Source organism: Paenibacillus woosongensis (assembly GCF_030122845.1).
In the GTDB taxonomy this organism is placed as follows: Bacteria; Bacillota; Bacilli; order Paenibacillales; family Paenibacillaceae; genus Fontibacillus; species Fontibacillus woosongensis_A.
Window position 1 is genome coordinate 1,372,117 of the sequence record NZ_CP126084.1, and the last position, 13,519, is coordinate 1,385,635.

The 13,519-nt window shown below is 50.9% G+C and carries 12 protein-coding genes; 10 read left to right on the plus strand and 2 right to left on the minus strand.

The features are described 5' to 3' along the window. Positions 1 to 55 precede the first annotated feature (55 nt). Together QNH46_RS24555 and QNH46_RS05960 are read left to right on the plus strand one after the other, a co-directional pair. Positions 56 to 652, plus strand: a complete 597-nt coding sequence (locus QNH46_RS24555) for a DUF1266 domain-containing protein (RefSeq protein ID WP_430691921.1) — start codon at positions 56 to 58, stop codon at positions 650 to 652. After that, a complete protein-coding gene (locus QNH46_RS05960; protein ID WP_283927292.1) occupies positions 537 to 1,205 on the plus strand; it encodes a zinc-binding dehydrogenase in 669 nt (222 codons plus the stop codon). Before QNH46_RS24555 ends, QNH46_RS05960 begins: the two co-directional genes overlap by 116 nt. Before the next feature lie 446 nt (positions 1,206 to 1,651). Here the strand turns inward: QNH46_RS05960 and QNH46_RS05965 are convergent, their stop codons facing one another. Next, on the minus strand, positions 1,652 to 2,083 hold the full coding sequence (locus tag QNH46_RS05965; protein WP_283927293.1) for a DUF4352 domain-containing protein: 432 nt from the start codon (positions 2,081 to 2,083) through the stop codon (positions 1,652 to 1,654). A gap of 620 nt (positions 2,084 to 2,703) precedes the next feature. Here QNH46_RS05965 and QNH46_RS05970 point away from each other — a divergent pair. Continuing rightward, positions 2,704 to 2,922, plus strand: coding sequence for a helix-turn-helix domain-containing protein (locus QNH46_RS05970; protein WP_283927294.1), 219 nt, complete (start codon positions 2,704 to 2,706; stop codon positions 2,920 to 2,922). 169 nt (positions 2,923 to 3,091) lie between these two features. Here QNH46_RS05970 and nfi read toward each other — a convergent pair whose 3' ends face one another. Next, a complete protein-coding gene (gene nfi, locus QNH46_RS05975; RefSeq protein ID WP_283927295.1) occupies positions 3,092 to 3,769 on the minus strand; it encodes a deoxyribonuclease V in 678 nt (225 codons plus the stop codon). Between the two features lie 135 nt (positions 3,770 to 3,904). On the opposite strand from nfi, the gene QNH46_RS05980 reads away from it, so the two are divergent. From QNH46_RS05980 to QNH46_RS06010, 7 genes are all read left to right on the plus strand, one after another. Beyond that, positions 3,905 to 5,716 (plus strand): sensor histidine kinase, encoded by a 1,812-nt coding sequence (locus QNH46_RS05980; RefSeq protein ID WP_283927296.1) that lies wholly within the window; start codon positions 3,905 to 3,907, stop codon positions 5,714 to 5,716. Continuing rightward, complete coding sequence (locus QNH46_RS05985; protein WP_283927297.1) at positions 5,691 to 6,749, plus strand: response regulator; 1,059 nt, start codon at positions 5,691 to 5,693, stop codon at positions 6,747 to 6,749. Before QNH46_RS05980 ends, QNH46_RS05985 begins: the two co-directional genes overlap by 26 nt. A 131-nt stretch (positions 6,750 to 6,880) precedes the next feature. Further along, entirely contained in the window at positions 6,881 to 8,188 is a 1,308-nt protein-coding gene (locus QNH46_RS05990) for an ABC transporter substrate-binding protein (RefSeq protein ID WP_283927298.1), read from the plus strand. 81 nt (positions 8,189 to 8,269) lie between these two features. Then, positions 8,270 to 9,154 (plus strand): carbohydrate ABC transporter permease, encoded by an 885-nt coding sequence (locus QNH46_RS05995; RefSeq protein ID WP_283927299.1) that lies wholly within the window; start codon positions 8,270 to 8,272, stop codon positions 9,152 to 9,154. After that, positions 9,151 to 9,978, plus strand: a complete 828-nt coding sequence (locus QNH46_RS06000; protein WP_283927300.1) for a carbohydrate ABC transporter permease — start codon at positions 9,151 to 9,153, stop codon at positions 9,976 to 9,978. Before QNH46_RS05995 ends, QNH46_RS06000 begins: the two co-directional genes overlap by 4 nt. Positions 9,979 to 10,049: 71 nt before the next feature. Next, entirely contained in the window at positions 10,050 to 12,053 is a 2,004-nt protein-coding gene (locus tag QNH46_RS06005) for a beta-galactosidase (RefSeq protein WP_283928360.1), read from the plus strand. 71 nt (positions 12,054 to 12,124) lie between these two features. Beyond that, the gene (locus tag QNH46_RS06010) at positions 12,125 to 13,489 is read left to right on the plus strand and encodes a glycoside hydrolase family 30 protein (protein WP_283927301.1); all 1,365 of its coding nucleotides are present in this window, start codon (positions 12,125 to 12,127) and stop codon (positions 13,487 to 13,489) included. Positions 13,490 to 13,519 lie beyond the last annotated feature (30 nt).

The following is a 13,519-nucleotide window of genomic DNA, read 5'->3' on the forward strand; positions in this document are numbered from 1 at the left end:
GCGAAGAAAAATAGAACAGTATTTCCGATGTCTTACGTCAAGTTGTCTTCAAGACATGCTGCAAAACTATTATGTAGTCTATGAATTTGGTCTTGCTGAAAGACTGGTTCGCAAAAGTGTAATCCGTAGTTCCCTACAGCGTTGGAGCATAACAGATGCCGAGAGCTTGAAAGGTAAAATCCGATGGTTGATCGAGGATGGAGGTCGAAAGGAATATCGAAGCAGGCATATGCATTTGCTGGCACTTAACGAAACGGCACGTCAACATTATCTTGAAGCCTTAAAGGAGGAGAATAGCGAGATAAGCTGCGCCCAGTGGGACGTCGTGGCCAAGTGTTTATACCAGATCCCTTCCGGAGATGTGAATGCATACGGTCTGGCTTGGGCTATTATGCTGAGCCGGGTGGGGTTAGTCAAGGGCTTTTTGTCAAAGGAAGAGGCTTGGAGCATAAAGATAGAAGCGGCAGCCATGCTGCAGCAGACTTACAAGGGCTGGGAGGAATTCTATATGGCCTATTTGTGCGGGAGTCACTATTATGCGGATCAACCGGGAATCTACCCGTACATCCGTGTTTCAGGAATGTTGGATTTGTTGTCTTACAGTACCTTATTACATCGGAAAATCAATTGGAATCAGCCTCTACTGCCGTAAGGTAGAAGTCCACCGCACTAGCGGCGGGCTTTTCTCTCAATCTATCGACGTTGGACCAGGCGACATCTTATTTATCAATGGCGCGGCTGAGTCGCTGGGTGCTTTTGCCGTACAATTGGCGAAGGAATGGGGGGCCAAGACCGTCATTGGTACTGCCAGCAAGCTGAACCACGACTACCTTCGTTCGTTGGGCGCTGTTCCACTAACGTATGAGGAAGGTCTGGCCGAGCGAGTACGTGCGATTGCGCCGGACGGCGTCGACGCCGCATTCGATACGGCCGGAGGCGAGGGGCTTCGGGCTGCGGTCGACTTGGTGGAGGACAAGAAACGTATATGCACGTTTTTTGCCCATGACCTGATCGAGGAGCTCGGCCTCCGTGTTGTCCGCGGCGAACGCTCGGCAGCCCGCCTTGCAGAACTGGTCGAGCTGCACTCAAAAGGCAAGCTGCACATCCATATCAGACAGACCTTCCCGCTGGATCAGATCGGGGATGCTCACCGGGTCATCGAAACAAGACGTGGCCGGGGGAAGATTGTCCTCACCCTCGACTAAGCGGAGGCATGGTGACCACTATACGAGCCAAAGGGCTGTCAACTAGATATATGCAAACCTAAACGGACACAGGGGACGCTATTTGTGAAATAACGAGGAATCCTGAGAGCTAACGGACCTACGTTCCGCTATTGATCCCAAAAACTTGTTTATTGCAGTTAATTTGGTCGAATAGCGGAACCAGCGTCCGTAAGCATAGCGAAAGAGGACCTATTTCAACAAATAGCGGATCTCCTGTCCGTTAGCGGGTGACCAGTCTCACGAGTTCAGCCAAATCCACCAGTCTCATCAATTCCACTAACTCCCAAAACACCCCTTCAGTCGTTTGGCGTAATACTCCGGCTGGCAGCACGTCTGCTGGATCGTCCGATATTTTATCCGGTTACGCCTAGCCTTTAACTCGGAGCTATAGCAGTAAACCCGCCGCATTAGCGGCGGGTTTACTTTTAATACATCAACGTAACCGTCGAATACTCGGCATTCTTGCTTAAAGGATTGTTCGTGATGGCAACGGCCAGTGAACGAGTATTCCGAGGGAGCTCGAAGTTAATTTGTCCGTGCGGCTCCGGGGAAAGCGGCGGGTTCCAGATTTGGCTTTTAGATAGATTAGGATAATAGCGGTTTCCTTCGGCATCCACTAAAGTGAAATACTCGGCCCGGAGTTCGGTATTTTTGTCATGTGCTATTTTCGCGCTGACGTTTACGGTCACGGTTCGGTTCCTATTCCGTTTCGTCTGGTCCTCAAACGATTCGATAGTAATATCCAAATCCCCTACAGTCACCGTTTCCTCAACCGGAATATGCGCGATAGCTCTCTCTGAACTGCAACCGGCGGCTACCATAATTACTAGTAAAAATAAAATACTGAATTTCTTCATGATTTCCTCCGACAATAGTACTAGGCCAAGCTTACCATATATGGACGACGAGGGAAATATATGAAATTCCTAACGAAAATAGCTCATTCCAAAATGAATTATGGGTGAGTTTTTTTAGTGCGCAAATACTATATAAGCGTCTCATTAACGCTTAGAAATACGTCGCCATTTACCAGATTGCAGAATTCAGATATTAAGAAGTCTAGAGCACTTATCTGAATTAGCTTGTCCATTATGTCCAAGATAAAGCTTGAGTTTGTCTGAGTTATTCCAGCAGCCAAAATTAAACCTGAACAATTGGGATCGTCTATGTATAAGTAAGCATGATTTACGGCCTTTTGGACTTTTCGTAACCAAAGGTAGCTATCTGTTACATACAAAGCAAATTGATCACGAACCAAGTAACCATGGGCTACAGTGTAATCTAAATCATTGGAATCATAAGGGATAAGGGCCTAAAACAATACAAATACGGGTCGGCATAGGAGTGTATTGTCATCCTTTCCTAAAAAAGCTCAGCATCACGTATTTATGTACGCATAAGCGTACATCATTGAAAAGGATTATATCGTACGCTTATAGGTACAGTCAATAGGGTAAAACTAAATAAGGGGACTAAGATGAAAAAAGTAAAAATTACATTAGGGGACTTGTTGAAGCAACAGGGAATGTCGATTAATGAACTGTCATTGCAATCCGATGTTCGCCGGGCGGCCATCTCTGAATTGGTTAATGGGAAGCGTGAAAATATTAATTTCCGGCATATTGAGCAAATAGCAGAGGCTTTACAAATTACCGATATTCGCAAGATCATTACGCTTGTAGATGAAAAGGAGTAAAGGCGATTTGGAGAATATCTATTCGACAGATAACATCGTTAGCAGGGCCGTGGCAGGCGAGAAAGTAGCCTGCCCAAGCTGCGGAGAAGCATTAATTTATCAAGGTGCAGACAGTGGCTTGCATCCGAGTATCATCTGCCCATCCGGGGTTATCACCCTAATACCTTAATCATCCATCCCCACCCAGCACCCTATTCACAAGCTGATCCGCTTGGCGGGTCGTCTCCGGCAGGCGATAACGCGGAGCTAGCTTCAATATCCAGTCACAGGCTGTCCTGAGTGAGATCTTGTGACCTACGGAGACGAAGATCGGCTTAACTCCATCCTGCGTCCTTAGCACGTTGCCAATAACCTCGTCATGATCAACTAGTGGGGACATAGACCCTCTAACCGAGCCGGGTTTCTCGAATTCCCCCAGTAATCTTGTCTTGCCGCAGCCAATAGTAGGAAGGTCAACGAGCACGCCCAAGTGGCTCGCCAGGCCAAAACGCCGCGGGTGGGCCAGCCCCTGCCCATCGCAAACGATCAGCTGCGGCGCTGTCTTAATCTGTTGAAATGCCTTAATGACGGGCGGCAGTTCCCTGAACGAGAACAGTCCCGGGATATAAGGGAAGTGGACGTTATCCTCCACCACGGCAGAGTCCACCATGTTCAGCGATTCCGCTTCTAAAACGACGACGGCTGCGATTAGTTTGTCGCTATGCTTGCTATAAGCCACATCAACTCCGGCGACATATTGGACGTCAGCCAGACGATCCTCCGCTATCACTTGCCTTGCCAGCTCCTGCTGCAATTGGACGGCTTCCTTTTCCGTCAGCTTCCACGAATGCTTAACTCTGGGTTCCATACCGGGCCTCCATCTACTCATCTATACACTGATTATAACCGAATCGCCAGCCCCTGCCATTCCTCACATTCACACAATTCATCTAGACACCTATCCCCAAAGTGGTACAATAAAATCACTCAAGGAGGGGATGCCTTGCTATATCGTTGGTTCATTTTGCCATTCCGGCGGAGCATCCGGAACAAGCTGATCCTGATCATGATTCTGATATCCGTTGTTCCGCTCATCGTCGTGACGGTCCTGTCTACCGAGAATACGAGAAAATCGATGGAAAGCGAAGTGATCCAGTCCAACATCACGCGAATTACCTGGACGGGCGGATATTTGGAAGAGAAGTTCATTCAGCTCAATAATCTCATTTATACGATTCTGATCAGCAATACGCTAGATGAATATATTAATAAAATGGACGGCTCAACCTTGTCCAATCAGTTCAACGCCCAGCGCAGCATCATCGATACAATGACCTCAGTCTATTATTCGGGGAATAATCATCTACTGGGCATCCAGCTGTACTTGAAGGAGAAGAACAAGCTGTTCACGATCAACAGCATGCAGAAGCAGATCAGCACGCCCCCAGAGGTGCCGGCCATGTGGAGCGAAGTGACATCCAGCGGCATGAACTTCATGATCACGAGCAACGAGAGCGATCCGACGAAGTTCAATCTCATCCGCAGCGTGAACCGGTTCGAGAACAAGGAACTGCTGGGCAGCATCCTGCTGGAGGTTAAATGGCAGATGATGGACAGCGCTCTGGAGCTGCTGCGGTCCGAGCCGAATTACTCCGTATTTATCGCCGACCGGGACGGCCAAATCATGTATATGCCAGGCCCGGCGAATCAGAACGAAGCCTCGGAACGCATAGCGAATGTGCTGGAGAACCTGGATAATACGGACAGCGGTCCGGGATATATCCAGACAAAGGACAGCTATATTTTCTACAATACGGTGGAGCCCTGGAACCTGAAGCTGGTCAAGGTCATTCCTGCCGAATACATCAACCAGAGCGCGAAGACGAACCTCAATTACGGGTTGATCGTGGGCATCATTTCAGCGGGAGTGTCGCTGCTGATCGCGGTCATTTTAGCCTGGAGCACCTCCAAGCCGATCGTCAGTCTGGCCAAGTCGATGCGGGGCATCAGCATCATTCAAGACCGGGAGCCGCCGATTAGCAATCGGATCGATGAGCTTGGTTTCCTGGAATTTAAGCTATATAATATGTCCCACCGGCTTCGAGAGTACATCAAGACCGAATACAGCATGAATCTGGAAAAAAAGACCGCCCAATTGAAAGCGCTTCAGTCGCAAATCAACCCACACTTTTTGCAAAATACGCTGCAGCTGATTGGCGGACTCGCCTTCTCCAGCAAGCCTGAAGAGATCAACGAGCTGATCCGTTCGCTGAGCCATATGTTCCGGTACGTCGTCCGCGGGCCGAATGATTTGGCAACGATCCAGGCCGAGCTGGATCACCTGAATAACTATATGCATATCCAGATGCAGCGTTTCTCGCCACGGATCAGCTACGAAATAGAATGTGATCCTGAGACCCTGAACTGCCGTATTCCGAAGCTGACGCTGCAGCCAATCGTTGAGAACGCCTTCCAGCATGGACTCGACAAGAAGCCGGGGGATTGGCGCCTCAAGGTGCAGGTGCGGCAAAATCAGCAGGGCATTATCATCCTCGTTGAAGATAACGGGGTAGGGATGAACGTAGCGGCTTTAGAGGAGCTGCAAAACAGCATGCGCCGCGAGACCGATCAAATCTGGACAAGCGGAGATCGCATCGGCATGAATAACGTCGCCTCCCGCATCAAAATGCATTTCGGGCTGCAATACGGCGTATCCGTGGAGAGCGAGCCTGGGGTCGGCACAAGAGTGAGCATACAAATTCCGATGATGAAAGAGGGTGACAGCTCCTATGATCAGAACGTTAATCGTGGATGATGAGAAGATGCCGCGCGAAATGATCAAGCGGTACGGATCATGGGATGAGTATGGCATGGAAATTGTCGGTGAGGCGGATGACGGCTTGGAGGCGCTGCGCCTGATCGAGGCTCGCTCTCCGCAACTAGTTATTACGGATATGCGCATGCCGGGAGCGGACGGGATGGAGCTGCTGGGCATTTTGAACGAACGCTATCCGGAGACGAAGGTGATCGTGGTGAGCGGTTATGACGACTTCACCTATTTGAAGCAGGCGATTCGCTGCAAAGCCAAGGATTACATTCTCAAGCCGATCGACCCGAAGGAGTTAAATGCCGCCCTGTTAAAATGCAAAAACGAGCTGGAATCCTCCCGCGTCATATACCGCGAGCAAATTACGCTGCAGATCGATTTCCTGCAGATCGCCAAAGGATATAAGCCGGCGCTCGCGTCTTACTATAACCGGCTGGACGTCTCTGGCATCCGGGATACGTTCCAGGACTTGCTCCAGCAGCTCGGCAATGCGGAGGCGGAGCAGGCGAGGATGCAGGACCGGATTTATCAGGAATTCATCGTGCTGCTCCGGGAACTGATGATCGCCAACTCGCAGACCGTAGAGGGCTTCCGGTTCGAGATCGACGAAGCCGCGCTGCAATCCTATGAGCGCCTGCTAAGCGATGTGACGAAGCTGTATTTGCTGGCGATGAGTCAGCTTGAGGAGCATCGGAAATACCGGCGGAAGCTCAACCTGCCGGAAATCAAGCATTATGTCGAGGCCAATTTCTGCGAGCCGATTACGCTCGAGCAGATTGCGTCCGCGTTCTTCGTCAGCAAAGAATATTTAAGCCGCGCCTTCAAGAACGAGTTCCGCCAAAATCTGTCCGACTACATTCTGCAGCTGCGGATGGAGAAGTCGAAGGCGCTGCTGCTGGAAGGCAAGCTGCCGATCAAGGCCATTGCCGAAAGCTGCGGCTATGAGGAGCTCGCTTATTTCTACCGCGTATTCAAGAAGCATTACGGCATCGCGCCAGGAGAAATGAGGAAAGAGCAATAATTTATATTGAGAAGGCAAGAACGAGGTTCAAAATTGTACAAAGAAAGAGGTTAATTTAGTCGAATTAATCTCTTTCTTTGTTATTTTACAATGTAAGCGTAACCAACATCAGACATGGGGAGGTCAAAAGCATGAAGAACAAATGGAAACTGCTGCTTAGCGCAATATTGGTTGTAGGCCTGCTGGCAGGCTGCGGATCGGGAGGCGGCTCTTCATCTGGAAACGCGAACAGCGGTGATTCCGGCAAGACAGATACGGGGGGCAAGGCGCAGACCGTCAATCTGAAGGTGTTCATCGCCCAGCCTCGCTTCAAAGAACAGTATGATAAGTACATTGCCGACTTCATTGCCAAAGAGAAAGCAGAGAAAAATATCGATGTTAAGGTTCAACTCGAAATGCCGAATGCGGACAATGCGCCGCAAATTCTTAAGACGAGACTGGCTTCGAATGATGCGCCGGACGTATTCAGCCTTCATGCCGTTAACGAGGTGCCGACGTTCTATAAAGCGGGTTACCTCGAAGATTTGTCCAGCCAGCCATTCGTCGATAAATTGCTCGACAGCGTAAAGCCTTCCGTTACGTATGATGACAAAGTCGTTGCGGTACCATTGGAGACGTTATCCTGGGGTTACCTATACAACAAACAAATCTTCTCCGATCTGGGGCTGACGCCTCCAACGACGTTAACCGAAATGAAAGCAGTAGTAGAGAAGCTGAAGGAGAACAACATCACGCCGTTCGTGCTGTCCTATCAGGAAGCGTGGATTCCGCAGCTGTTCCTGCCGCTGGCTGTAGGAGCCCATACGGAGACCGATAATCCTGATTTCGTCGACAGAATGTACAGTGATAACGGTTCTTTCTCCGAAATGAAGTCGATGTTCGACATCATCGATCTGGTAAATGCGAACGGAACGGACAAGGCACTGGAAGTCAGCGGCGACGACGGCGCGGCCGCCTTCGCTGCAGGGAAAGGCGCGATGTGGATCCAAGGGCCATGGTATGCCGAGACGATACTGAAATCCAATCCAGACCTTGATTTCGGGGTTGCTCCACTGCCGATTAACGATAATCCTGACGCAACGCTGATTAACTTGAGTACTTCTACTTCGCTCGCCGTATCGCCGACCAGCAAGAACAAGGAAGTAGCGCTGGACCTGGTCAACTATATTCTAGACGAGAACGATTCCAATGCGTTCTTCCAGAGCCTGAAATTCAACCCGCTGGCTACCGTACACACATTTGAGAGTTATCCTTGGGTCAATGATGCTACCGAATACGTGAAGGCCGGCAAATCGTATCAGGATCCGCGGATTCCTCAAGCGGTCAAGGACGAGGTAGGTAAAGGGCTGCAAAGCTACTTCGCCAAGCAAATGTCGCAGGATGATGTGCTGAATGCACTGGATAAAGCCTGGAAGGATTTCAATAAAGTGAACAAGTAGGTTCCGGTAAGGAAGGGCGGCGTGGGTTTGTGGCGCTGCCTTTCTACTAACCAATACTCGAACATCTGAGGTGATGTAACCATGCACTCTAAAGGTTATCGGAAGTACCTGTCTTTCTTTGCCTTTCTAGCGCCAGCATTTATAATCTACAGCATTTTTCTGCTCATTCCAACACTTGGCGGTATGTTCTATAGCTTGACCGACTGGAACGGACTTAATCGGGCCTATGATTTTGTAGGGCTTGGCAACTTCGTAGAAATTCTTCGCGATGATCCTGACTTTATGCATTCCCTGTGGTTTACGCTGAAATACGTGGTGATCATGGTCGTATTGCAGAACGTCTTCGCCTTGTTTCTTGCGGTGCTGATTGAATCAAAACGAAGATCGAAGGGATTTTTTAGAACCATATTTTTTATGCCCAACATGATCAGTCTGATCATCAGCGCGTTTATGTGGTCCTTCGTATTTACGCAAGTGCTGCCGCAAATCGCCGAGAAGACGATACTCACCTTTCTCGATCAAGGGTGGATCGGGGATCCGAACGTTTCGTTCTACTCGATTATTATCGTGTCACTGTGGAACGGCGTAGGGTACATGATGATCATTTACCTGGCAGGACTGCAGGGCGTGCCTCAGCATTTGCAGGAGGCGGCCATTATTGACGGGGCGAATGTGTTCCAGCGTTTTATGCGCGTTACCTTACCTATGATCACCCACGCCTTGACCATCTGTTTGTTCCTGACGCTGAATGGCGCGTTCAAAGTATTTGATGTCGTGTACGGCTTGACCGGGGGCGGTCCGGGGCGCAGCACACAGGTGATCACCTTGAACATATACGAGGAGGCGTTCTCCAACAACTTCAGGTACGGGTACGCCAGCGCAAAGTCGATCATCCTGTTCCTGTTCATCCTCGTCTTTACCTTTATCCAAATTAGCGTCATGAAGAGAAAAGAGGTGGAATCATGAGAAAGCGAACAGCAGCCTCTTATTTCGTTACTTTACTGCTCGCCGTGCTGGCCGCGGTTTCCTTTTTCCCCATTTACCTGGCGGTCATTAACTCGTTTAAGACCCAGGGGGAAATGTTCAGTTCCGTCATGGCGCTGCCGACGAAGCTTCACTTTGAAAACTATGTGTACGCTTTTCAGCAAATCAATCTGCTCAACAGCGTGAAGAACTCGGTGATCGTGTCGGTTATGGGAGTTGGCGGCATTATTTTTGCGGCTGGCTTGGCTGGATATAAACTGTCGCGTACACCCGGGAAGCTGAGCAACTTCATTTTCTTCCTGTTCATCGCTTCGATGCTCGTGCCGTTTCATTCCATCATGATTTCGCTGACCAGAGTAGCTAAGAGTCTGGCGGTACAAGGCACGACCTACGGATTGGGCCTGATCTATATCGGGCTTGGCGTGAATATGGCGGTGTTCCTGTATCACGGCTTCGTCAAGACGATTCCGAAGGAGCTGGAGGAGTCGACGAGAATCGATGGCTGCGGCGATTTTCAGACTTATTTTCGCATCATATTCCCCTTGCTGCTGCCGATTTCAGTCACGATTGGAATTCTGAACTTTTTGTGGATTTGGAATGACTTCCTGCTTCCGCTGCTGATGCTGACTGACGTTAACCGGTACACATTGATTCTGTCCACGAACATGCTGTTTGGCGAGTACAACAAAGAGTGGTCGCTCATTCTGGCGGCGCTCGTATTAACAGCCATTCCGGTCGTCATTATTTATTCGATCTTCCAGCGCTTCATTATGGAAGGCATCACCGAGGGCGCGGTTAAGGGGTAGGCAGAACAATGCGTGAAGAGGGCGCGTGATAAAGAAGCATCACCAAGAGGGGAGAGACGACTGTGCAGAAAATGCAAAAGCTTTATTATGGAGTCGCTTATTACGATGAGTATATGCCTTATGACCGGTTGGATCAGGATATTCAAATGATGAAGGATGCCGGCATTAATGTGGTGCGCATCGGAGAATCAACCTGGAGCACGCATGAGCCGCAGAGCGGTGTGTTTGATTTTACCTCGCTGGATCGCGTCCTGGAGGCGATGCATGCAGCGGGCATTCAGGTGATCGTCGGAACCCCGACCTATGCGGTTCCTACCTGGATGGTGAAGGAGCACCCGGACGTGCTGGCGGTGACGCCGCAAGGAGAAGGGCGCTATGGAGCAAGACAAATTATGGACATAACAAATCCGAAATACCTGTTCTACGCCGAAAGAATCATCCGCAAAATGATGGAGCGCGTGAAGGATCATCCGGCCGTCATCGGGTACCAGACCGACAATGAGACGAAGCATTATCATACGGCAGGACCCAATGTACAGGTGCAGTTCGTGAAATATATGAGAGAGAAATTCAAAACCGTGGAGAAGGTGAACGAGGAGTTTGGACTCGCTTACTGGAGCAACCGGATTAACAGCTGGGAGGACTTCCCTTCGGTCGTGGGAACGATCAACGGCAGCCTGGGCGCTGAGTTCGCCCGCTTCCAGCGGAAGCTGGTGACCGACTTTCTGGCCTGGCAGGTGGCGATTGTGAACGAGTATAAACGTCCGGATCAATTCGTGACCCAGAATTTCGATTTCGAGTGGCGGGGCTACTCCTATGGGGTACAGCCGGATGTCGACCATTTCGCGGCTTCCGAAGCTTTTGACATTACCGGGGTCGATATCTATCATCCGTCGCAGGATGATTTGACCGGCATCGAAATTTCGTTCGGCGGCGATGTGGCCCGTTCTACGAAGGGGGCCAGCTATCTCGTATTGGAGACGGAAGCGCAGGCGTTTGCCCATTGGGTCCCGTATCCGGGTCAGCTGCGGCTGCAGGCGTTCAGCCATCTGGCCTCCGGGGCGAATATGGTGGCGTACTGGCACTGGCATTCGATCCATAATTCATTCGAGACGTATTGGAAAGGACTGCTCAGTCATGATTTTGAGCCGAACCCGGTCTATAACGAGGCGAGGACGATCGGACGCGATTTTGCCAGACTATCTCCGAAGCTCGTGAATTTGCAGAAGAAAAATCAGGCCGCCATGCTCGTCAGCAACGAAGCGCTGACCGCGCTGGAGTGGTTCAAGCTGCCGGGTCAGGAGAAGAACTACAACGATGTGGTTCGCCTCATGTACGACCAGCTGTACATGATGAACATCGGCTGCGATATAGTGCATCCATCCAGTGCCAATCTGAATGACTATAAGCTGCTGATCGTACCGGCATTGTATACAGCATCTGACGAGCTGCTCGAAAGGTTGAATGAATTCGTACGCCAAGGCGGACATATCGTCTATTCCTTCAAGAGCGGATTTACGAACGAACACATGAAGGTAAGGACGACGCATCAGCCAGGCATCATCAACGAAGCCTGCGGCATTTATTACAGCATGTTCGTCGAACCGAAAAATGTGTCGCTGAAAGGCGATCCCTTCGGCGTCGGCGAGGAGCACAATGTTGTGGAGACATGGATGGAACTGATCACGCCGACGACGGCGGAGGTGCTAGCCTATTATGACCACCCGCATTGGGGAGTCTATGCAGCGATTACCCGCAATACGTACGGCGACGGAGTCGCGACTTACGTTGGCTGCCTGCCGAGTCCGGCGATCATGCGCCAGGTGCTGAAGCAAGCCGTGAAGGAGGCGGGACTGTGGGGCAAGGATCAGGAGATCGCCTTCCCGCTGATCACGAAGTCCGGCTGGAACGAAGCGGGCAAGCTCGTCCATTACTATATGAACTATTCCGATGAAGAGCAGGTTATGACGTACCCGCATCCGAGCGGTGAGGAATTGCTGGCGGGACGAAGCGTGGCAAGCGGGGAGCAGCTGACCCTGGAGCGCTGGGGCGTACGGATTATAGAGGAGAAGTGACGGCAGCTCAGCAGCTCAGCAACTTAGCAGCTCTTCAATGGACATCATAATACTCAGGAGGTTCAGTCCTAATGAATAAGACATGGATTTCTACGACGCAGCAGGAATATTGGCAGGAGCAGGCGCTCCCCCTTGCGGGAGCAAGTGCGCTCAACTTATCGCCAAATGCCGGGAACGAAGCGGGTTTAACTCACCTGCCGGCAAGCCTGCAGGTAACGGAGGAGCAATACCAGACCGTAGATGGCTTTGGCGGATGCTTCAATGAGCTCGGTTATTTTGCGCTCCAGCATATTTCGGAGAAGGATAGAATGGAGGTGATACAGAAACTGTTCGATCCTGACGGGGAATGCCGGTTCAACATCTGCCGGCTGCCGATGGGAGCGAGCGACTATGCCGCCGAGTGGTACAGCCTGAACGAGACGGACGGCGATTACGCGATGGAGCATTTCTCGATCGAGCGGGACAAGCAAATTCTTATTCCCTATATTAAAGAAGCACTGCGCTGGAACCCCAATCTGACGTTATTCGCTTCGCCTTGGAGCCCGCCGACCTGGATGAAGCATCCGAAAGCGTACAACTACGGAACGCTGCGCTGGGAGCCGAAAGTTCTGCAAGCTTACGCCTTGTACTTCGTCAAATTCGTTCAGGCTTATGCCGAGGAAGGCATCACGATTCATCAAGTGTATGTACAGAACGAGCCGGTCGCCGATCAGAAGTTCCCTTCCTGCGTGTGGACCGGCGAGCAGCTGCGCGACTTCATTCGCGATTATCTCGGCCCGGCCTTCCGGGAGCACGGATTGACCACGGAAATTTGGCTGGGAACGATTAACGGCCCTGATCCGTACCGTCAGGAGAACACCGATTATGATGTCTATGCCAATGTGGTGCTGAGCGATCCGGAGGCCAGGCAGTACATCAGCGGTGTCGGCTATCAGTGGGCCGGTAAATATGCTCTGCAGCGCACGGTAGAGAGCTACCCCGAGCTCCGCTACATGCAGACGGAGAATGAATGCGGCGATGGCAAAAACAGCTGGGAATATGCTCATTACGTGTTCAACCTGTACAAGCATTATTTTACGAATGGCGTGAACAGTTACATCTATTGGAATATGGTGCTGGAGCCGGGCGGCCGCAGCACATGGGGCTGGACGCAAAACGCGATGATCACGGCCGATCCGGATAAGAAGCGGGTCGTTTACAACCCGGAATATTACGTGATGCGCCATTTCTCGCAATTCATTCAACCCGGGGCGGTGCGGCTTGGCATCCGAGGAACGTCGGCCGGGAACGCGCTTGCTTTCCGCAACCCGGACGGAGGCCGGATCGTGATCGTAGCGAACCCGTTCAAAGAGCCAAGAACGCTGTCGCTGCAGGTCGGGAGCGAGTCCTTCTCCTGCGAGCTGCCAGCATTATCGTTTCATACTTTTAAAATTTGAGTTTTTCTTGCGAAGAAGCTGTCGATTCGG